The organism is Glutamicibacter endophyticus, from assembly GCF_048457885.1.
GTDB lineage: Bacteria > Actinomycetota > Actinomycetes > Actinomycetales > Micrococcaceae > Glutamicibacter > Glutamicibacter endophyticus.
Window position 1 is genome coordinate 562407 of the sequence record NZ_CP174200.1, and the last position, 20333, is coordinate 582739.

The 20333-nt window shown below is 61.8% G+C and carries 17 protein-coding genes and 1 riboswitch; of the genes, 9 read left to right on the top strand and 8 right to left on the bottom strand.

Annotation, left to right across the window (positions count from 1 at the left end; translation table 11 throughout):
• Positions 1–26 precede the first annotated feature (26 nt).
• From pcrA to sucD, 3 genes are all read left to right on the top strand, one after another.
• Complete coding sequence (pcrA, locus tag ACJD00_RS02765; protein WP_418908379.1) at positions 27–2396, top strand: DNA helicase PcrA; 2370 nt, start codon at positions 27–29, stop codon at positions 2394–2396.
• Positions 2397–2631: 235 nt separating this feature from the next.
• Positions 2632–3804 carry an ADP-forming succinate--CoA ligase subunit beta gene (gene sucC / locus ACJD00_RS02770; RefSeq protein ID WP_309408831.1) on the top strand — a complete coding sequence of 391 codons (1173 nt, stop codon included), beginning with the start codon at positions 2632–2634 and terminating at the stop codon, positions 3802–3804.
• Positions 3805–3818: 14 nt separating this feature from the next.
• Entirely contained in the window at positions 3819–4727 is a 909-nt protein-coding gene (gene sucD, locus ACJD00_RS02775; protein ID WP_309408829.1) for a succinate--CoA ligase subunit alpha, read from the top strand.
• 232 nt (positions 4728–4959) lie between these two features.
• Here the strand turns inward: sucD and ACJD00_RS02780 are convergent, their stop codons facing one another.
• Together ACJD00_RS02780 and ACJD00_RS02785 are read right to left on the bottom strand one after the other, a co-directional pair.
• Positions 4960–5244: a hypothetical protein gene (locus ACJD00_RS02780; RefSeq protein WP_309408828.1), complete on the bottom strand. Its 285-nt coding sequence runs from the start codon at positions 5242–5244 to the stop codon at positions 4960–4962.
• 161 nt (positions 5245–5405) lie between these two features.
• Positions 5406–8777, bottom strand: coding sequence for an SNF2-related protein (locus ACJD00_RS02785; protein WP_418908380.1), 3372 nt, complete (start codon positions 8775–8777; stop codon positions 5406–5408).
• A gap of 87 nt (positions 8778–8864) precedes the next feature.
• On the opposite strand from ACJD00_RS02785, the gene ACJD00_RS02790 reads away from it, so the two are divergent.
• Both ACJD00_RS02790 and ACJD00_RS02795 read left to right on the top strand, forming a co-directional pair.
• Positions 8865–10058: an LOG family protein gene (locus ACJD00_RS02790; RefSeq protein WP_418908381.1), complete on the top strand. Its 1194-nt coding sequence runs from the start codon at positions 8865–8867 to the stop codon at positions 10056–10058.
• A gap of 108 nt (positions 10059–10166) precedes the next feature.
• A complete protein-coding gene (locus tag ACJD00_RS02795; RefSeq protein WP_418908382.1) occupies positions 10167–10964 on the top strand; it encodes a 5'-nucleotidase, lipoprotein e(P4) family in 798 nt (265 codons plus the stop codon).
• Positions 10965–10966: 2 nt separating this feature from the next.
• On the opposite strand, the gene ACJD00_RS02800 is transcribed toward ACJD00_RS02795, so the two are convergent.
• The 4 genes from ACJD00_RS02800 to ACJD00_RS02815 form a co-directional block, all read right to left on the bottom strand.
• Entirely contained in the window at positions 10967–12073 is a 1107-nt protein-coding gene (locus tag ACJD00_RS02800) for a VIT1/CCC1 transporter family protein (protein WP_418908383.1), read from the bottom strand.
• A 55-nt stretch (positions 12074–12128) separates the two neighbouring features.
• Positions 12129–12395: a hypothetical protein gene (locus ACJD00_RS02805; RefSeq protein WP_418908384.1), complete on the bottom strand. Its 267-nt coding sequence runs from the start codon at positions 12393–12395 to the stop codon at positions 12129–12131.
• 15 nt (positions 12396–12410) lie between these two features.
• A riboswitch (SAM riboswitch) is annotated at positions 12411–12521 on the bottom strand.
• 44 nt (positions 12522–12565) lie between these two features.
• A complete protein-coding gene (locus ACJD00_RS02810; RefSeq protein ID WP_418908385.1) occupies positions 12566–13090 on the bottom strand; it encodes a DinB family protein in 525 nt (174 codons plus the stop codon).
• Between the two features lie 89 nt (positions 13091–13179).
• Positions 13180–14694 (bottom strand): sodium:solute symporter, encoded by a 1515-nt coding sequence (locus tag ACJD00_RS02815; protein WP_418909291.1) that lies wholly within the window; start codon positions 14692–14694, stop codon positions 13180–13182.
• 175 nt (positions 14695–14869) lie between these two features.
• Here ACJD00_RS02815 and ACJD00_RS02820 point away from each other — a divergent pair, with 175 nt between their 5' ends.
• From ACJD00_RS02820 to ACJD00_RS02835, 4 genes are all read left to right on the top strand, one after another.
• On the top strand, positions 14870–15433 hold the full coding sequence (locus ACJD00_RS02820) for a helix-turn-helix domain-containing protein (protein WP_309408817.1): 564 nt from the start codon (positions 14870–14872) through the stop codon (positions 15431–15433).
• 86 nt (positions 15434–15519) lie between these two features.
• Positions 15520–15945, top strand: coding sequence for a hypothetical protein (locus ACJD00_RS02825; RefSeq protein WP_418908386.1), 426 nt, complete (start codon positions 15520–15522; stop codon positions 15943–15945).
• Between the two features lie 150 nt (positions 15946–16095).
• Positions 16096–17085, top strand: coding sequence for an agmatinase (gene speB / locus ACJD00_RS02830; protein ID WP_309408814.1), 990 nt, complete (start codon positions 16096–16098; stop codon positions 17083–17085).
• Positions 17086–17090: 5 nt separating this feature from the next.
• Complete coding sequence (locus ACJD00_RS02835) at positions 17091–18752, top strand: thiamine pyrophosphate-binding protein (protein ID WP_418908387.1); 1662 nt, start codon at positions 17091–17093, stop codon at positions 18750–18752.
• Positions 18753–18852: 100 nt separating this feature from the next.
• Here the strand turns inward: ACJD00_RS02835 and ACJD00_RS02840 are convergent, their stop codons facing one another.
• On the bottom strand, positions 18853–19065 hold the full coding sequence (locus ACJD00_RS02840) for a hypothetical protein (protein WP_309408810.1): 213 nt from the start codon (positions 19063–19065) through the stop codon (positions 18853–18855).
• A 388-nt stretch (positions 19066–19453) separates the two neighbouring features.
• Positions 19454–20311 (bottom strand): inositol monophosphatase family protein, encoded by an 858-nt coding sequence (locus tag ACJD00_RS02845; RefSeq protein WP_418908388.1) that lies wholly within the window; start codon positions 20309–20311, stop codon positions 19454–19456.
• Between the last annotated feature and the right edge of the window lie 22 nt (positions 20312–20333).

Below are 20333 nucleotides of genomic sequence, written 5' to 3' on the forward strand. Positions count from 1 at the left end.
GACGCCCCACGTAGACTGTCAGGACCATGGATTTCCTTTTCGATGACTTTTCCCAGGCTCCTAAGGCACCAGTGATGCCCACCGCCGACGAGTTGCTCGTAGGCATGAATCCGCAGCAGGAAGAAGCCGTGCGCTATCAGGGCGGCCCCCTTTTGATTGTTGCGGGAGCGGGATCGGGCAAGACTCGTGTGCTTACCCACCGCATCGCCTATCTCTTAGCGACGGGGCGAGCACGGCCACATGAAATTCTTGCTATTACCTTTACCAACAAGGCGGCAGCGGAAATGCGCGAACGCGCTTCCGAACTGATCGGTGAAACGAACGCGAATAAGATGTGGATCTCCACCTTCCACTCCTCCTGCGTGCGAATTCTGCGTCGTGAAGCCTCCGCCATCGGTCTGAAATCCAATTTCTCCATCTACGATTCGGCCGATTCATTGCGCCTGATCACGATGGTGGCCAAGGGCCTCGATATCGACCCGAAGCGGTTTACTGCCAAATCCATGGCACACAAGATTTCCTCGCTCAAGAACGAGCTCATTGACAAGGAAGACTATGCGGCGACGATCAATGAGAACGACCCATTTGCCCGGGCCGTCGCCCAGGTCTACCGGGGATACGCTCAACGAATGCGCTCGGCCAACGCGCTGGACTTCGATGACCTGATCGGCCAAGTCGTGTACATGTTCCGCGCCTTCCCGGCCGTGGCCGACAACTACCGGCGGCGTTTCCGGCACGTGCTGATTGACGAATATCAAGATACGAACCATGCGCAATACGCTCTGGTGCGTGAACTTACCGGCCCAGACGGCCTGACTCCGCCCGGTGAGCTCACCGTGGTGGGTGACTCGGATCAGTCGATCTATGCATTCCGCGGGGCCGATATTCGCAACATTGTGGAGTTCGAGAAAGACTACCCCGACGCGGCCACCATCAAACTCGAGCAAAACTACCGGTCTACGCAAACCATTCTGACCGCGGCGAATGAGGTCATCAAACGCAACCCGGATCGCAATGACAAGCGGCTTTGGACCGCAAGCGGTGAGGGCGAGAAAATCGTCGGTTACGTCGCCGAGAACGAAAGCGACGAGGCACGTTGGATCGCCGAAGAGATTCTGCGGCTCAACGACGAAGAGCAGATTCGCCCCGGCGATGTAGCGGTGTTCTACCGCACCAATGCGCAGTCGCGCGCCTTGGAAGAACAGCTGATGCGCGTGGACCTGAAGTATCGGGTTGTCGGTGGAACCAAGTTCTACGACCGTAAGGAAATCAAAGACGCGCTGGCCTACCTGCGCGTCCTGGTCAACCCCGATGATGACATCAACGTCCGCCGAATCCTCAACGAACCCAAACGCGGCATCGGTGATCGTGCGGAAGGTGCCGTGGCAGCGCTCGCCGAACGCGAACGCCTGACATTCATGCAGGCACTACGCCAAGCCGACCAAGCGCCGGGCTTAGGAACCCGTGGCATCAAAATGGTCGGGGCCTTCGTTGCACTCATCGACGACCTGCACACCGTGGCCGAAGGATCGGGTCCGGCCGAGGCACTCGAGGCTGTACTGGAGCAGACCGGGTATCTGGCGACCTTGCGCAGTTCCACCGACCCACAAGACGAGTCGCGCGTGGAGAACCTGGCCGAACTGGTGGCCGTTGTGCGTGACTATGTCAAGGACGAACCGGAAGGCGGGCTTGAAGGATTCCTCGAGCGTGTTGCGCTGGTCGCTGACGCAGACCAGATTCCGGAACAGCCTACCGACGCCGAAGGTGCCGATATGGCCGCACAGGAGGGCATGGTCACGCTGATGACCTTGCATACCGCCAAGGGCCTGGAATTCCCGGTGGTATTCCTGACGGGCATGGAGCACGGGGTGTTCCCGCACCAGCGTTCGATGACCGATGAGAAGGAGCTCGCCGAAGAGCGGCGACTGGCCTACGTGGGGCTGACCCGGGCGCGCCAGCGGCTCTACCTCTCCAGGGCTGAGCAACGCAGTCTGTGGGGGCAGTCGCAGTACAACCCGGCGAGCCAATTTCTCGGGGAAGTGCCCGAGACGTTGATCGATTGGAAGCGAGAAGGTTCGGCCACTAGCTGGTTGAGTACGGGTGCGTCGAATTTCACTTCCAGCCGTTTCGACGGCGGATCGCACTGGGGTGCAAGTGCCGGCGGGAACACCCGATCCGTCACTCGTCCGGGGCTGACCGTGTCCAAACAACGTGTCCAACAGCAAAAGGAAATCGTCATTCCCAAGGTTGGGCAGCAGGTCAAACACGCTAGTTTTGGCCAAGGCGTGGTCATTGCGCTGGAAGGGGCAGGCGACAAGACTGTGGCGAAAGTCCAATTTCCCGAGGCGGAGAAGCGACTGCTACTACGCTACGCCCCGTTGGAAATCATAGACTGATCCGCACCTTTAGCTTCGGTCTCGGTGTCCGCCGGGCGCATTTTTAGCGCGTTTGAGCTTTCTCTACACGCTGTAAAACTGGGAACTTGCGGGATGAAGGGCTAGTCTGAGAGGTGCGCACGGGCTACGGCGCTTGAACATGGCCGTTCAGTTGCGTGCGCTCTCTATGGCGTGGCATGTTTTGGCATGTTCGCGCCACGAGTCAGCATGAACTTCGAACGAAGGACACAAACCCGTGGACCTGTATGAGTACCAGGCGCGCGATCTATTCGAGGCACACGGCGTTCCCGTGCTCGCCGGAATCGTCGCCTACACCCCTGAAGAAGCCAAAGCAGCAGCCGAGAAGATCGGCGGCGTAGTTGTCGTCAAGGCTCAGGTCAAGGTGGGTGGACGTGGCAAGGCTGGCGGCGTGAAGGTCGCTAAGACTGCCGACGAAGCCTTCGAGCATGCCAGCAACATCCTCGGCATGGATATCAAGGGCCACACCGTCAACAAGGTGATGATTGCTCAGGGCGCCGACATTGCCGAGGAGTTCTACTTCTCGGTGCTGCTGGACCGCGCAAACCGTAACTACCTGGCCATGTGCTCCGTTGAGGGCGGCATGGAAATCGAGCAGCTGGCAGAGGAGCGCCCGGAGGCGCTGGCCCGCGTTGCCGTTGACCCGCTGGTGGGCATCGACGCAGCGAAGGCAGCCGAAATCGTTGAGGCCGCAGGCTTCGCCGAAGAGCTGCGTGGCAAGGTTGCCGAGACCCTGCAGACCCTGTGGACGGTATTCAAGGAAGAAGATGCCACCCTCGTCGAGGTCAACCCGCTGGTGAAGACCGGCGCCGGCGACATCGTGGCGCTGGACGGCAAGGTCTCCCTGGACGACAACGCCTCCGAGGTGCGCCACCCGGCTCACGAGGAACTCGAGGACAAGGGCGCAGCCGATCCGCTGGAAGCCAAGGCCAAGGAAACCGGCCTGAACTACGTCAAGCTCGACGGCGAAGTCGGCATCATCGGTAACGGCGCCGGTCTGGTTATGTCCACCTTGGACGTAGTGGCCTACGCGGGCGAGAACCACGGCGCAGTCAAGCCAGCGAACTTCCTGGACATCGGTGGCGGCGCCTCGGCCGAGGTCATGGCCAACGGTCTGGACGTCATCCTCAACGACCCACAGGTCAAGAGCGTATTCGTTAACGTCTTCGGCGGTATCACCGCATGTGACGCAGTAGCCAACGGCATCGTCGGTGCGCTGAACACCCTGGGTGACTCGGCCAACAAGCCACTCGTGGTCCGTCTAGACGGCAACAATGTCGAAGAGGGTCGCCGCATCCTCTCCGAGGCCAACCACCCGCTGGTGACCCTGGCCGCAACCATGGATGAGGGCGCCGACAAGGCCGCCGAGCTGGCCTACGCAGCGAAGTAAGAGGATACGCGAAAATGAGCATTTACCTGAACAAGGACTCCAAGGTCATCGTCCAGGGCATCACCGGCGGTGAAGGCACCAAGCACACCGCACTGATGCTCAAGGCTGGCACCAACATCGTCGGCGGTGTCAACGCCCGCAAGGCCGGCACCACCGTGACCCACGGTGACAAGGACATCAAGGTGTTCGGCACCGTAGCCGAGGCTAAGGCCGAGACCGGCGCCGACGTATCCATCGTCTTCGTTCCGCCGAAGTTCACCAAGGACGCCGTCATCGAGGCCATCGAGGCCGAGATCGGTCTGGTCGTTGTCATCACCGAAGGTGTGCCGGTCCAGGATTCGGCCGAGTTCTGGGCATTGGCCCAGTCCAAGGTTGACGCCAACGGCAAGCAGATCACCCGCATCATCGGGCCGAACTGCCCAGGCATCATCACCCCGGGTGAGGCACTGGTGGGTATCACCCCGGCCAACATCACCGGTAAGGGCCCCATCGGCTTGGTTTCCAAGTCCGGCACCCTGACCTACCAGATGATGTACGAGCTGCGTGACCTCGGCTTCTCCACCGCCATCGGTATCGGCGGTGACCCCGTCATCGGTACCACCCACATCGACGCCCTGGAAGCCTTCGAAGCTGACCCGGAGACCAAGGCCATCGTGATGATCGGTGAAATCGGTGGCGACGCCGAAGAGCGCGCGGCCGAGTACATCAAGGCCAATGTCACCAAGCCGGTCGTCGGCTATGTTGCCGGCTTCACCGCTCCCGAGGGTAAGACCATGGGCCACGCAGGCGCCATCGTTTCGGGTTCGGCCGGTACTGCGCAGGCCAAGAAGGAAGCTCTCGAAGCCGCTGGCGTGAAGGTGGGCAAGACCCCGTCGGAGACCGCGCGCTTGCTGCGCGAGGTTTTCGCTTCGGTTTCCGCTTAATCGCGAAACGCAAAGAAAGGCTCTCCTCGCCGTGGGCCGGTGCCATCATTGGCATCCGGGCTGTGGCGAGGGGAGCCTTTCTCGTTAGTTTCTAGGTGATGCCAAGGCCGAACCTCGGTGTGTGTCCGGCTCGGGGAGGCCCCACGGACCTTCGCAGGAGCGAAAGTCCGCTAGGGCTAAGGAAACATTCTCTGGGGCCGATAAAGGGCCGCAGGATGGCGGTAGGACCTTATTAGTCCCGTAACCCGCCCGCAGCGTCCGAGTCGACGCGCAGGAAGGACGAGCCGATTACCGCGAACGCTCCAGGGATGAGGAGCATGCGGTGCTTGGGATTGTAGAAGATCTCCTCCAGCGGCGAAGCGATGATACGCCTGATTTTCTGGAGCAGCGGCTCGTTCTGCAGGGTAATGCGTCCCTGCTCAGTTTCAATCACTACCCGATCCACGTCGGTGCTGATCTGAGCATCCAACCAGTCATCGCTGTCGGTACCCACGGCCTCCGATTTGATCAGTGACACGGTTATCCACCTTAGTTGTGCGTTGCGTCTGTCGCAGAAGTCCCGCGACAAACGGGCTGGAATACCAGCGATCCGTCGTGGAAAGCCAGTATGTCAGCCATATCGAATATAACCCCCGGGGAGGGAAATATGCTCCCTTTGGCCCCGGATTAATCAAGCTGTTACTCGAGCAGCTCTCGAATATCTTGCGCCGAAAGTGCCTTGGCAAAGCCATCTCCGTCGTCCATAACCGTGGAAATCAGCTCACGCTTGGCCTGTTGCAGGGCCACGACCTTCTCTTCAATAGTGCCCTTGGAAATCATCCGGTAGACCATTACATGACGTTTTTGACCAATGCGGTGCGTACGATCGACGGCCTGGGCCTCGACGGCAGGGTTCCACCACGGGTCCAGCAGGAAGCAGTAGTCCGCTTCGGTGAGGTTTAGACCGAACCCACCGGCCTTCAACGAAATCAGGAACAGCGGTGCCCGCCCCTCCTTGAACTGGTTGATGACCTCGGAACGATTGCGCGTATTGCCATCGAGGTAGACAAAGTCGATGCCGCGTTCTTCGAGCTGCCGGGCAAAGACCTTTAGGTACGAGGTGAATTGCGAGAACACCAACGCGCGATGCCCCTCGCTGAGTACGTCCTCTAACTGCTCGAACAGTGCGGCGAGCTTCGACCCGGGAACACTGGCCAACTCGGGGTCAACCAGCGACGGTTCCAAGGCCAACATGCGCAGATGGGTGAGCGACTGGAAAATGGTGAACCGGTTCTTATCCAGATCGTCAATGAGACGCAGGATCTTCTGCCGTTCACGGTTCAGATGGGTGTCGTAAACATGCTGATGCTCTTCGGTCAGCGTGACCAGCACTTGCTGCTCCTGCTTGGCTGGGAGGTCGAGCACCACCGATTCCTTGGTGCGGCGCAACATGAAGGGTTTGATTCGCCGCTGCAACAAGTTCAGGGTATCGGTGTCGCCGAGCACCTCGATTGGCCGGGCGAACTGCCGGTTAAACTTCGCGGTGCTAATAAACAGCGCCGGGGCGATCAGGTGCAGTAACGAGCCCAGCTCGGTGAGGTTGTTCTCCATCGGGGTACCGGTGACCGCGAGCTTGAACGGGGCGTCTAGATTGCCAGCGACCCGGTAGGCCTTGGTGGAGCGGTTCTTCACGAACTGTGCCTCATCCAGCACCAGACCAGCGAAGCGCTGACCTTCGTAGAGTTCGTCGTTGAGCCGAAGCAGCGTATAGGTGGTCAAGACGATGTCATTGCTCGCACAGAGTTGTGCAAGGTCTTGGGCCGAGGCAAGGGTGCCTTCCACGCTGGCCACATCGAGCCCCGGGGCAAAACGGCGAATTTCGGTTTCCCAGTTGGAGACCACCGAGCTGGGAGCCACCACCAAGAACGGGGCACGCTGCCGCTGGGCGGCAGGTAGCTGTTTCTTGGCCGTCGCGTCGGCCCAGACCTCGTGGACGTGCAGAATCAGGGCGATGGTCTGCAGCGTTTTACCCAACCCCATGTCGTCGGCCAGAATTCCGCCGAAACCACCGTGGTAGAGCCTGGTCAGCCAGGCGTATCCCTCGCGCTGGTAGGGGCGCAACGTGGCATCTAGCGCCGCCGGGACCTCCGGGTCGGGCGCTTCGGCGATGTTCAATAGCGCACGCATGCGCGCAATGAACAAGTCCGCCCCGTCCACCCCTTCGGCCAGCTCGTCGAGTTCGCCGAAGAGCGAGACCTGCATCAAGGTGACGCGGAGGTCTCCTTCCGGAGGCACATCGTTGAGCCGCTGTGCCTCGTCGACAAGGGCCTTAAGCTTGGCAAAGAGCGGCTGGTCCAAGGAGAACCAGGTGTCATCGGGCAGTTTGACCTTCATCGCTCCGGTGCTCAGCGCCTTCACAATGGTGGCGAAGGGCACCTCATAGGAGCCAATCGTGATCAACAGCCCCAGATCTAGCCAGTCGTTTTGTTCGGAGGGGACCGCGTTAATTTTCAACTGCGGCAGCTCGGAGAGCTGACGAAAAACCGGTCGGGTTCCGCGTTCGACAACCTCGATACGTTCGGTGCTCTGTAGCGCCGGCAGAAGCGAGGAGACGAAGTCAATGAGCTGTTCACCGGTAAAGAAGCGTGGCGAGAGATCCGCGTTGTGCAGACCGGTCTGCTCGGTGAACAGGTCGTCGACCAGCGCAATTAGTTCACGTTCGGCGGCGGCATCATGAACATCGTGGCGTTCATCGATCCCCGGGTACTTGATGGTGAAGGACAGCTCGGCCGTATCTTCGGTGCTACCGCTGGCGGTACTGCGCTTATAGTCCACCCGGGCACGCACCACCGGGGGTTGCAGCTCGGGCAGTTGCAGCTGCTCATCGATGCTGCGCACCGCGAAACGGCGAGCGAGTAAGGGGTAGCTGTCGGCGAGGAAATGCTCGCGGTCATCCTGCGGAATCTGAAGTGGCTCGCGGTGGGTGAACCAACGCCGCGTCTCGGTCGGCAGGGGTTCCCGGCTTGGGGCCAACAGGATCTGCGATGGCTGCTGACGTTGTAGGTAGTAACCGTGGTTGCCGATGGTCCCTGCGGGGGTGTCGGCGGAGAGCGGGATGATCTCCTCGCCCAGCCGCAAGGCACCGGTCAAATGTATATCACCGGTCTCATCGCAATGCGCCTGAAGTTCATGGGTGGCTGGCTCGAGCAATGCGATGCTGGTCTCTGCGCGCATCGGCAAGAGCTCGATGCCCAGCGCCGAGGTTTCCTCGAGCATCGACCACAGTAACGGCGAGGAATACTCGTCGAGGTACAGCCAGTCCTCATCCACCTTGAACTGCAGCTGCGTGTTGGCATGGGCCAGCGCCGCAAAACGGGCGAACCAGTGATGCTGGGTGCGCAACAGGTTCCAGCCGAAGGTTTTGTACACCAGCGTGGTCCAGCGCAGTTGGCCGCGCACCCAGCGACCTTCGGCGTTGCGCACCATGGGGCGTACGCCGAGGCGGAAGCGCTGATGGCGCACCGCGGCCGGCAGCTGATGCCCGGTCGGCGCCCACTGGGTGGCGGAGGCGTCATGCGCGTCGAAAAGCATGACCTGCAATGCCATCGGTGTGACCGGATCATTGGCCGAACCGGTCAACCCCGCTTCCGGATCGTTTTCCAGTGGCTCATACCAGGAGTTAATGGTTTCTTCCCAAGCCGCGTGGGAACGTTCGACGGTTGCCGGGGTGCCGGTCGCGGGGGTGGCGCTGGCCTGCTTGCCACTGGCGATGGCCAAGGCGGCGACATGCTTGCATTTCGGGGCCTGCTCGCAGTCACACCAGGCTTCGTCTATCTGCCAGCCGCTACCAGAACGCACCAATTTCAGGCCCGGCTCGGCCAGTAACTGAGGCTCTTCTTGCTCCTCGGCGGTCTCCAGAATCCGCCCCGTGATGGTGTGCTTCTCGTTGTCGAACTCGCAGGAGATCGTCACGGCCTCCTGCGCCGCTAACTGCTGGCCATAGAAATAGGGCGCATTGCCCAAATAAGCCAGAAGCACTCTGGAATCGAGGATCGGTGCGGCATCGTTCATCCGTATATCGTTTCACGATCCGCGCCGGGGCCGAAATTTCGGTGTCGTCTTGATGCGTTCGGCCTCCGGGGCGCGTAGCGTAGTGCCATGTCGCAGTCCTACTCACTGTTGCCCTCACGGGCCGTGAACATCACGAGCCTGGCCGAGTTCGATCGGTTGGCCACTACCGCGGTGGAAACCGATGCAGCATTGGCCCGCAATTGGCGGGTTCATCAGCTCGACTTGCGCGAGCGTACCGGGATGTTACGTCGCTTGGACTACACGGGGTGCCTTTTCATCGGGTGCACCTTCGCCGACGGGGTGCAAGAACAGGTGCAACTGCACGGGGCACTCTGTCTGGGGCAGTCGACCGAGGTCGCACCCTTCAACGCCCAACGCCGTGCGCTGTACACCGCCGAGGAGCTGTATGCCGGAATTGAACAACTCCGGTACCGGCAGGTGCCCGACGCGCTGATCTACGCCTTTGCCCAACAACAGGCGGTGCCCGGCCGGCCGACCGAGGAATTCGCGCTGGCCACAACCTTGCATGATCACCACGTCGCTCGAGCATTGGAGCACGAGGTGTATGAGGGCAGGTTTTCGCGCTCGCCGATCGTTGGGGTGATGGGCGGACATGATTGTGTTCGCGGAAGCGAGAGCTACGCCCAAGCAGTACGCCTCGGCGCGTTGCTAACACGTAGCGGGTATAGCGTGGCCACCGGGGGAGGCCCGGGTGCGATGGAGGCGGCGAATGCCGGAGCCTGGCTCGCGGGGTACGAAAACCCGCAAATTGATCAGGCCATCGACATGTTGGCCGAGGCACCCCTGGCACAGGATAGTCGCACCGCATGGGCGCGGAGCGCGCTGGCGGTGCAACAACGTTTTGCCCGGACGGGCTGTTCGCTGGGCATACCGACCTGGTTTTATGGGCACGAGCCACCGAACTTGTTTGCCAGCCACATTGCGAAGTTCTTCGCCAACTCGATGCGTGAATCGATCCTTCTCGAGCAGTCCAACGGCGGGATCATCGTGCTACCCGGATCCGCCGGTACGGTGCAGGAGATTTTCCAAGATGCGTGCGAAAACTACTATGCCCCCTCGGCCCGCGTGACCCCGATCGTCTTGGTCGGCGTCGAACATTGGACGAAAACCCTGCCGGTGTACCCCCTGCTCAAAGCGCTGTCCGCCGGTAAAGCAATGCGCTTCCGGATTGCCCTGGTGGACTCGGGGGCCGCGGCCGTGGAGTTCCTGCAGTCGGTCCAACCGCTACGCCGTCGTACCCGTGCGACGCTGCAAAGCTAGCGCGTGTACACATCACGGAACGACCTGTGACGTGGGCAACTATCTTTGCTAGCGTAGGCGCGGTCAGGCCGGTCGGAGTACCGGTTCGTACCGCATGGAGGAAACGATATGAAGAAGATGATTGCTGTGGCAGCCACCCTCGCCATTGGTGGTTTGGGCGGGTACGCGCTAGCCAGCGGTGAGCCGGCCGCCGCGGGAGCCGAGTCTCACTGTGAGGTCGCGGAATATGCCATGGGGTTGCGCTGGCAACAACAATCGGCCGAGGCCATGGCCTTGCAGGGACAAACCTACGCGTTGGCCACGCAGCAACTCGAAAAAGTGGTCCAACAGGCCTCCAAGGGACGAAGCGGCAAACTCCGCGAAGACCTGGCCATCATCACCGACCTCGATGAGACCGCCATCGATAACAGCGCCCTGCTAGCGCGCGATTTAGAAAACTGCCACGACTACAGCACCTGGGACACCTGGGACCATTGGGAACGCGAAGGCGATCCCACGCTCATCCACGGGGCCCTGGACTTCTTTAAACGAGCCGACGAGCTCGGGGTGCACATCTACTACATTTCCGATCGGACCGAAGCGAACCTCGACGATACGTTGGCGGACCTGCAGCGCCTGGGCCTACCGCAGGCCGTTGAAGACCAGGTGCTGTTGCTCGGGCCTCCCAAGGAGGAACGACGCGCTGCGGTAGAGAGCGAGCACCGTGTGGTCATGCAACTGGGCGACACGATGCATGACTTCGACGCTGCCTATGCCGGAAGCGATCTGGAAACCCAGCATGAACTGGTGCAGCAGCAAGCCGACAAGTTCGGCCGGGAATGGTTCGTCTTACCGAACCCAACCTACGGCAGCTGGTCCAAGGCCACGCTCGAGAGCTGGGATGTGGAGCCAAGCGAAGGCCGGTGAGGTTAGACGGCGGTGGTCCCGAAGAGCAGACCAAGGCAGTAGGTGACCGCCGCCGCCCCCAACCCGATGCCGAGCTGACGCAAGCCGCGCTTGAGCGGAGAGGCGCCGGAGAGCAGCCCCACCACGCCGCCGGTACCAAGCAGCGCCAACCCGACGAGGACCAGCGAGAGCACGACCGCGCCGGTGCCCGACAGACCGAAGATATACGGCAGGATCGGGATGACGGCGCCGGAGGCGAAAAAGGCGAAGGAGGAAGCTGCCGCGCCCGGGGCCGAGCCAAGCTCCTCGTGCTCCTTCTCAAGTTCTTCGGCGCGAGCCTCTGGATGCAAGGAGAAGGAAGGGTTGCAGTCACAGGTAAAAAGGCCCATGCGTTCGGCAACTCGGTGCTCGGCATCTTCGTCGCTCATGCCGCGCGCCTTGTAGATCAGCACAAGCTCATTTGCATCGAGGTCCAGGTTCGGGGCCGCCGCGAGAGTGACCTGTGTGGGCCGCGAGGCGGTCAGCAGCTCGCGTTGCGACCGTACCGACACATACTCACCGGCTGCCATGGACAGCGCGCCGGCCAAAAGGCCCGCGATACCCGAGAACAGCACGAAACCAGAGGCCACGCCGGTGGCCCCGACGCCCATGACGAGGGCCAAGTTGGAGACCAAACCGTCGTTGGCCCCGAAAACCGCGGCCCGGAAATTGCCCGAGAGGCGTGCCCGTCCCGCCGTGGCTAGCGCCCTGATGACTTCCTCGTGTACCTGTTCGTCCGCCGCCATCTGTGCGGTGGCGTCGGCATCCTTTTCGTAGGGGGAGCTACTTTCCGCGCGCTGAGCCAAGGCCAGCACGAAGACCGACCCGAAGTGACGTGCCAACCAGCGCAGGAACATGCGGCGGGTCGACGGACGCACATGGCGTGCATGCTCGCCGAGTTTGGTCCGCCAATAGGCCTCATGCCGTTCTTCGGCCTCCGCGAGCCCCAGCAGGATCTGCCGTTCTTGCCCTGTGCGGCGTTCGGCCAGCTCTCGATAGATGGCGCCTTCGGCGATTTCATCGGCCAAATAGCGCCGCCAACGGCGGATCTGTGCCGAGGTGGGCTGTGCTGACGAGCTGTCGCTACTCATGCGTTGTTGCTCCTGGGGCAAAGCCGGGCTGCTACGCCCGGCGAAGGCGAACTTCTCAGCTCCCCACACTAGCCAGCGAAGCGGGACTGGGGAATTTGGCAAGACTAAATACGCGCAGCCGGCCTCCGCGGGCTCCACGCGCGGCGGTGCGGATCAACAATTGCTGTGTTTCGGCGTCGAAGCGTGGCCGATCGACCGCGCGCGAGAGCGTACCTAGCAGTTCGTCGGGATTGGCTATGCCCCATTCTTCCCAGCGGCCCTGTCTCCGGAATCGGACAACATTGGCATGGGTATCGATCAAGGGAAACACGGCGTCGGCCATGGGCGATCCTTCGCGCTTAAGCTCTTGCCCGTGGCAATGGCACACGGACCGCTTCCTCATCCGAACCACCCATGAACTTGGGGTTGGTGTGTGGCCAGTCGGAGCTTGGCGCCACATCTCGTGAAGCTACACGGCCGATATTACCGTACGGCGTGGCCTACCGAATTCTGTTACGGCAGATTCGGGGCATGGGCGTACAGTCCGGCGAAGCCGTCGAGCTGTTCTCGCAAGATGTCGATATGACCGGCATGGCGGGCTGTTTCGCCGAACATGTGAGTGACGAGGCGGGCCAGATTGGTGTGCCGGTGTGTGACCCACCAGGTTACTTCGGCCGCGGTGGTGGGCTCGAGCTCGTCGCAGGCGGCTTCGGCGAAAGCGATGGCGCGGCGGTAGCTTTCGCAGACCTCGCGCAGGGTCAGCTCCTTTGGGACGGTGAATTCTGCCTGTGGGTCGTCGCTGGCCAGCACCTGACGCATGTGTTCGTCCTGCGGAGTTCTGCCCAGGCATTCGCCGAAGTAGGCGTACTCCGTTGCCGTCAAATGATGCACGATCCCGATGATGCTACTTCCGGTGGCGGTCATTTCCTGCCGGGCGTGGGCCTCCGACAGGTCGGCGCATTTCCATAACACTGCTTCTCGCGCCTCGTTGAGGTACTCTCGAACGCGCTGCGCGCCTGGATCCTGACTAAGACTCATGGTCCACAGCCTAGGAAGATCTCCAGCAAAAGAACAGGGGCCGCGAACCAAGTGGTTCGCGGCCCCCTGCCGGTCAGCGGGTGCCCCGGCTAGCTGCGGCGCACGCCTTCCTCGGTCGAGCGACCGGACAAGCGTTCGCTCCAGTGTGCGAGAACCGAGTCATCGGTCGGCTTGGTGGCCAAGGAAACGACCACGTAAACGATGGCGGAAATGGCCAGGCCGTAGTAGATCGGTTCGTTGGCGTACACGCCTGCGAAGGGCGCTTCGGCCTGAATCTCGAGGTAGATCATGGTGCCAAGGGTCACCAGTGCCCCGGCGGCCATGGAGGAGGCCGCACCGATTCCGGTGCCGCGGCGCCAGATCAGTCCGCCGAGGATCGAGACCAGTAGACCGCCGACGAGGATGTCGTAGGCAATGGTCAACGCGGCCACCACGTCGGTAAAGACGATGGCCAGCAACATGATCAGCACGCCGAGCCCCAGCACCCAGTAACGGTTGGACTTCACGTCTTCTTCCGGGTTGCTCTCGTGATCCACCTGCACCGTGCGACCGAATAGGTTGGCCACGACAGGCAACACGTCGTTGCGAGCAACGGTTGCCGAGGCAATCAGGGCGCCGGAGGCGGTGGACATCATGGCAGCCAAGGCGGCGGCCAGCACGATGCCGCCCAGACCGATGGGCAGCAGGTCGCTGGCCACGGTACCGAAGACAACGTCCGGGTTGTCCTTCGCGGTTTCGGCCAGTCCCGGTAGCGCCACACGAGCGCCCATACCCACCATCGCGCCGGCGACGCCGTAGATGATGCAGTAGATTCCGGAGGTCAGCCCACCCCATTGGGCGACCTTGTCGGTACGGGCGGTGAAGACGCGCTGCCAGATGTCCTGGCCGATCAACATGCCAAGGCCATAGACGACGAAGTAGGTGATGATGGTCTGGGTGCCAATGCCGTCCCAGGTGAAGAACTCGGCTTCGAGGCGGTCGCGAATAGCTGAAAGTCCGCCGGCCGACGACAGCGTGAAGGGCAACATCAGGGCAAAGACACCAACGGTGGTGATGAAGAACTGGACCTGATCAGCCAGGGTAATCGACCACATGCCGCCAATGGTGGAGTAAATCAGCACAATGGCGCCGCCGATGAGGATCGCCAGCCAGCGGTCCCAACCGAAAATGACGGTGAAGACCGTGGCGTAGGCGCCGGTGGAGGTAGCGGCCAGCATCAGCGTGTAGCCGAGCATCACCACGCCAGAGCCGTTCGTGGCCGTCTTCGAGCCATAACGCAGGCTCAGCATCTGCGAAACGGTAAAGATCTTCAAACGCTGGATTTTTGGCGCGAAGAAAAGCGATAGGGCGGCCACGCCGATACCGATGGCCGCAACGAGCCAGGCACCGGAGAGGCCAAATTTGTAACCGAGTCCGACGCCGCCGACGGTGGAGGCGCCCCCGAGCACGAGGGCTGACATGGTGCCGGTGTAGAGCACGGGGCCGAGTCGACGGCCCGCGACGAGGAAGTCCGAATTGGAGTGCGTGCGGGTCTTGCCCCACCAGCCGAAGGCGAGCATCCCTAGGAGATAAATGATGACGATGGCGCCATTGACGATTTCCATCATGGTCCCTAACTTACGAGTGCGAGTGTGTCTCCGCGTGGATGATTGCGGAAACAAAATATTTCTATTGGTAAACGAATGGTAGTTTACGATGCGTGGGCATGTAACCCCTTCCGGCGAAAATTACGTTGGATTGAACCTGGGGCACCCACCCGAGGAAAGGGGAACTGCCCGAATGAAGGCGTTGCCGGTTGAGCCGAGTGGCTCGGCCATCAATATTGGATCCCGACTGCGAGTCGCACGTCAGGCTCGTCGCCTGACCATTGAGCAGGTTGGCGAAATGACGGGCCTGACCAAGGGCTTTCTTTCGCGCGTCGAACGCGATCTCACCAGCCCGTCGGTCGCTACGTTGCTTTCGCTGTGCGAGGTGTTGGGTATCGAGGTCGGGGAGCTGTTCAGCGTGCCCGAGACGCAGATCATTCGGCTGGCCGATGCTCCGCGAATTTCCTTGGGCGGCGAGGGCATTACCGAGCAGTTGATTACGCCGGGAACCGAAAAACGAGTCCAGGTTATCCGTGCGGAGATCGCTCCACACGGAGCCGGCGAGGACGATCTGTACTCGATGGATTGTCAGGTCGAGATTCTGCATGTGCACTCGGGAAAGTTCATCCTCATTCTTCCGGAGCGACGCATTGAGCTCAGCGCCGGAGACACCGTCACCTTCCCGGGCCGCGAACCGCATAGCTGGATCAATCCCATCGATGAGCCCTGCGTGGTCACCTGGACAATGGTGCTCTAGCCTCCGCTGACCGCGTATTCTTAAAGTCGGTGTCCTCTGTGTTGACTACGGCGGAGGAAAAGTAGCGGCGCGGGAGGGAGGAATGCGTGAGCAAGGATAAATCCAACTCGACCCCGAAGAGTATTGGCTGGGGGTTGGCGTTATTCACCGGCCTGTTGGTTGGCGTGACCTTCACATTCCTGCGCACGCAACGAAACTTCTTCATTATCGGGGCGGCTATTTTGGCCGTCGTGATTATCGCCCTCGGAGTGGCTACGGTGCGCCGCAGGGCGCGGTACCCGCAGCTCTTTGGGGCACATACCTCCGCGATGTATCTGCTCTGGAGCATGTTCATTCTCGTGCTGGCCGGACCGGTGCAACTGGTCTGGGTGGCGTACTCGCTGGAGCAACTGATGATTAAATCTCTGGCGGTGTCCCTGGCCTTTGGCATAGGGATCCATGAGGTCGACAGGGCGTTGGTCCGCGGGGCTCGGCCCCCTGTGAGTGCCGCAGATGGCCGAGTCGACGGCTAAAAATTAACCCGGGTTCGCCCGGGTTTTTTCATGTCTTGGCGGCGTAGCCTTGACGTGACCCTGCCCTCTAAATAGCATGGTAGAAAACCTACGTTTCATATTTGACAACTCACCGTGGAGTGTCAGATCGACAGTGAAAGGATCTTCGCCATGGAAGAAATTCGCATCGAAGACAACGGCAACCTTGGCCCAATCAACGCCGCGCTCACCCCGCGCTACGCCGGCCTGGGAACCTACGCCCGCCTGCCACGTTTGGACCAGGTAAAGCAGGCCGACGTAAAGATCGTCGGCGTACCCTTCGACTCCGGCGTCTCCTACCGCCCCGGAGCCCGCTTCGGCGCCAACCACGTGCGCGAAGCCTCGCGTTTGATCCGCCCATACAACCCGGCCACCGACGTTTCCCCGTTCGCGTTGAGCCAGGTCGCGGATGCCGGCGACATGTCGGTCAACCCCTTCAACATCAATGAAGCCATCGAAACCATCCAGCAGAACGCCCTGGACCTGACCGCCGATGGCTCCTCGCTGGTCACCATCGGTGGCGACCACACCATCGCCTTGCCGCTGTTGCGTGCGGCCACCGAGCGTGCCGGCCAGCCGGTCGCCATGCTGCACTTCGATGCCCACCTCGACACCTGGGACACCTACTTCGGTGCCGAATACACCCACGGCACCCCGTTCCGCCGCGCCGTCGAAGAAGGCATCCTGGATACCGAGGCGATCAGCCACGTGGGTACCCGCGGTCCGCTCTACGGCAAGAAGGATCTCGAAGACGACAAGCGTTTCGGCTTCGGTATCGTGACCAGCTCGGATGTCTACTACCAGGGCGTGCGCGAAATCGTCGACAAGCTGCGCGATCGCATTGGCAACCGCCCGCTGTACATTTCCATCGACATCGACGTCTTGGATCCGGCCCACGCACCGGGCACCGGCACCCCGGAAGCTGGCGGCATCACCAGCCGTGAGCTGCTCGAAATCCTGCGCGGCCTGCGCGGCATGAATGTGGTCGGCGCCGACATCGTTGAAGTTGCCCCGGCCTATGACCACGCCGAACTGACCGGTGTGGCCGCCTCGCACGTCACCTACGACCTGATCTCCCTGATCAGCGAGTTCCGTCAGAACAACGGCAAGAACAAGCGGTAGCGGTTATGGCACAGCGCAACGGCGGCGACCTCGTCGTCGAAACACTGTCGGCACTCGGCGCCAAGACCGTCTTTGGCATTCCCGGGCAGCATGCCCTGGGGCTCTTTGACGCGCTCTCGCGTTCCGAGCTGCAGTTCATTTCCTCGCGCGTGGAAAACAACTCGGCCTTCGCCGCCGACGGCTATTCACGAGCGACCGGGGAAGTGGGCGTACTCTTCCTCTCCACCGGTCCCGGCGCCTTGACCTCATTGGCCGGTTTGCAGGAAGCCTACGCCACCGGTGTGCCCATGGTCGTGGTCGCCAGCCAGATCCCATTGGATGGACTCGGCGCCCGCCGCAAGGGGATGCTGCACCAGCTGGATGACCAGAAGGCTTCGGCCGCGAACGTCACCAAGTCGCAGCGCACCGTGCACCACGCCTCGGGTATTCCCTCGGCCATCCAGGATGCGTGGGCGGATGCCATTACGGTACCCATGGGCCCAGTGTGGGTCGAGGTTCCACAGGATGTGCTGTTGGCACCGGTTATGGTGCCACCGGTGCGCGATGCGCTAGCCGAGGCCTATGAGCATCCGCCGCGGGTGGAGCTCGTGGCCGAGGCCGTACGCTGGCTCGCCGAGGCCAAACGCCCGGCCGTCGTTGCCGGTGGCGGCGTGCGCCGTGCAGGGGCCAAGCAGGCGTTGCTCGAGGTCGCCGAACTGCTACAGGCCCCGGTGCTGTGCTCACCCGGCGGCAACGGCGCGTTCCCGTGGAACCATGAGCTATCCCTGCAGTCCTGGGTAGAGGACCGCTACGTGACCGAGGTGCTCGAGGACGCCGATGCGCTCATCGTCATCGGCTCCTCGTTGGGCGAAGTGACCAGTAACTACTTCACCCTCACCCCGCGCGGCAAGATGATCCAGATCGACGCCGAACCCCGGGTGCTTGAGTCGAATACCCCGGCCTTGGGTATCCGCGCCGATGCGCGCGCCGCACTGGAGTACCTGGCTCAGGCGCTTCGGGATGCCGAGCATCAGGCGGCCGTGGACTGGCATGGGGAATCGGCGGCCGAATTGGTCGCGAACACGCTGGATAAGGTCAAGGGCCGCCTCGATGCGCAGGATCTGGCCAAGGAACGTAAGTTCATGGCCGACATCCGCGAAGCCGTTCCATCGACCATGCAGACCTACTGGGATATGACCATTGCCGCCTACTGGGGTTGGAGCTGCTGGGACTCGCGCGAGGGTGAATTCCACTCCGCTCAGGGTGCCGGTGGACTTGGCTATGGATTCCCTTCGGCGATCGGCGGTGCCATTGGCCTCGAGGTCGCCGGCGCGTCGCACAGCGACGCGCGCGTCTTGGCGGTCTCGGGCGACGGGTCGTCGATGTACTCGATCGCGGAACTGGCCACTGCCAAACAGCACAACGCGCCGGTGACTTGGCTGATCGTCGATGACGGCGGTTACGGGATCTTGCGTGAGTACATGGAAGGCGCCTTCGGTAAGGCGACGGCAACCGAGCTGTCCCGCCCCGACTTCGTCGCCTTGGCCCAGTCGTTCGGGGTGCCTGCCCGTAAGGTGGCCCCGGAAGACATCGGTCCCGCGCTGCGCGAATCCTTCGCCGCAGACGGCCCGAACGTCATCGTCGTGGAAACGCTACTGAAGATGTTTGCTCCGACGCATTTGGACTAAGCGCCACCTGAGCTAAAGTCTCGGGACAAAGATGTGGCCCGCTGCCGTGAGAACCTGTTTCTCATTGGCGGCGGGCCGCGTTGCGCTCACCTTCTCGCCGTTAGTGCGTGAAGTGGTAGACCGTGCCGAAGAGCACGGCGGAAATACCCATCGATACTCCGATGAGCATTGGCTCCCAATCCAGGGCTCGGGTAGCCAACATCACCGCGAAGACACCGAAGAGCAAAATTGCTCCGATGCCGCCGAGGATCACCCCTCCGCCTCCATGGTGCCGCACGGCGGAGTGTGCGGTCCGATGAAATAGTGGTGCCATACCGCGGATGATACGCCGATCTGCGCGAAGTGCAAGGGGTGCTGACGCTACGGCCAATCACCGGTGCCCAGCGACCTTGTCGTCGTCAGGACGTAAAGAGTTCATTCGGTACCTCCAGAGATTGCCCTCAGGCCCAAGAAGGCTCGACCGTTGCGACGGATCCACCGAATATACCGAGGTCACAGGGGGATTATTGCGAGGTCGGCGCAGTAGGTGGGCTGTGGATCGTCTGCGGAGTGGGCGTAGATTTCTTTCCTTGCGCCGGTAGGAATATCGAGTCTGGGCCCTAGCGTTGGCCGAGCCTGCGCAGCACGTGGCCGCTGGCGACGAAGTGTGAACTATCGTAGGCGATGTGCCCGCAGACGGATGCTGGGGTGATGCGACCTGCTCATTGAGCGTCGCGTCGTGCGGCGATGATGCGATCGGCCGCGCGCGCCAGCGAGGGATAGTTAGCTCCCGGTCCTTGGGCGATGAAGCCGGGGGCGGCGTGGGCCGGTCCCTTCGTATCGTCATAGCGCAACCCACGGTAGCTACCGCCGGTGACCGTCACTAGGTGCGCTCCGGCGGCCACATCCCAAATTTTGGTGTCGAAGCCGATCACCGCATCGCACCAACCGGCGGCCACATGGGCCAAGGAGAGTGCGGCGCACACCTTGCGTCGAACGGTGGCGAAATCAACGATCCACTGTCCTAGTAGTTCCAAGGCGAGCGTCCCGTCGACTCCGATGGATTCGGCTCCCGGGTAGTCCGTCATGAGATTCGCCCTGGTCTGCTCCGGGCGAGGGCTCGGGTGAAGCGGCTGGTCGTTGAGGAATGCGGTGTCGAGGTTTGCGCTGAATTCGTCCTGCGAGATGGGATCCACAATAGCCGCAGCGATGAGCTGACCGTCGACTGCGGCAGCGATCGAGATTGCGAAGAACGCCACGCCATGGACGAAATTGCTGGTGCCGTCGATGGGATCGACAATCCACTGCACCGCACCGGCGGCATGGTTTTGCGTGCTGTCATCGCCTTCTTCGCCCAGAACCCACGAACCGGGCAGGCTCCGTAGCAAGTGGTCGGTGATTATCTCTTGGCTCTGGCGATCGACCGAGGTCACCAGGTCGTGCGGATTGCTTTTCTCATCGGCGTGCACGCCGAGCCGGAAGTTCTGATTGACCACGAGGGCCGCGGCCCGAGCCGCCTGTAGCGCATCGAGGCGACGATGTTCGGCGAATTCGGGCGTGACGTTCGGTGGAATGCTCACGACAATAAGCCTATCCGGTGCC

Excerpts from the sequence above, each read along its gene's own strand:
- pcrA (WP_418908379.1), top strand. The coding sequence starts at position 27 with ATGGATTTCCTTTTCGATGACTTTTCCCAGGCTCCTAAGGCACCAGTG.
- sucD (WP_309408829.1), top strand. The coding sequence starts at position 3,819 with ATGAGCATTTACCTGAACAAGGACTCCAAGGTCATCGTCCAGGGCATC.
- ACJD00_RS02785 (WP_418908380.1), bottom strand. The coding sequence starts at position 8,777 with ATGAACGATGCCGCACCGATCCTCGATTCCAGAGTGCTTCTGGCTTAT.
- ACJD00_RS02790 (WP_418908381.1), top strand. The coding sequence starts at position 8,865 with ATGTCGCAGTCCTACTCACTGTTGCCCTCACGGGCCGTGAACATCACG.
- ACJD00_RS02795 (WP_418908382.1), top strand. The coding sequence starts at position 10,167 with ATGAAGAAGATGATTGCTGTGGCAGCCACCCTCGCCATTGGTGGTTTG.
- ACJD00_RS02800 (WP_418908383.1), bottom strand. The coding sequence starts at position 12,073 with ATGAGTAGCGACAGCTCGTCAGCACAGCCCACCTCGGCACAGATCCGC.
- ACJD00_RS02805 (WP_418908384.1), bottom strand. The coding sequence starts at position 12,395 with ATGGCCGACGCCGTGTTTCCCTTGATCGATACCCATGCCAATGTTGTC.
- ACJD00_RS02810 (WP_418908385.1), bottom strand. The coding sequence starts at position 13,090 with ATGAGTCTTAGTCAGGATCCAGGCGCGCAGCGCGTTCGAGAGTACCTC.
- ACJD00_RS02815 (WP_418909291.1), bottom strand. The coding sequence starts at position 14,694 with ATGGAAATCGTCAATGGCGCCATCGTCATCATTTATCTCCTAGGGATG.
- ACJD00_RS02820 (WP_309408817.1), top strand. The coding sequence starts at position 14,870 with ATGAAGGCGTTGCCGGTTGAGCCGAGTGGCTCGGCCATCAATATTGGA.
- speB (WP_309408814.1), top strand. The coding sequence starts at position 16,096 with ATGGAAGAAATTCGCATCGAAGACAACGGCAACCTTGGCCCAATCAAC.
- ACJD00_RS02835 (WP_418908387.1), top strand. The coding sequence starts at position 17,091 with ATGGCACAGCGCAACGGCGGCGACCTCGTCGTCGAAACACTGTCGGCA.
- ACJD00_RS02840 (WP_309408810.1), bottom strand. The coding sequence starts at position 19,065 with ATGGCACCACTATTTCATCGGACCGCACACTCCGCCGTGCGGCACCAT.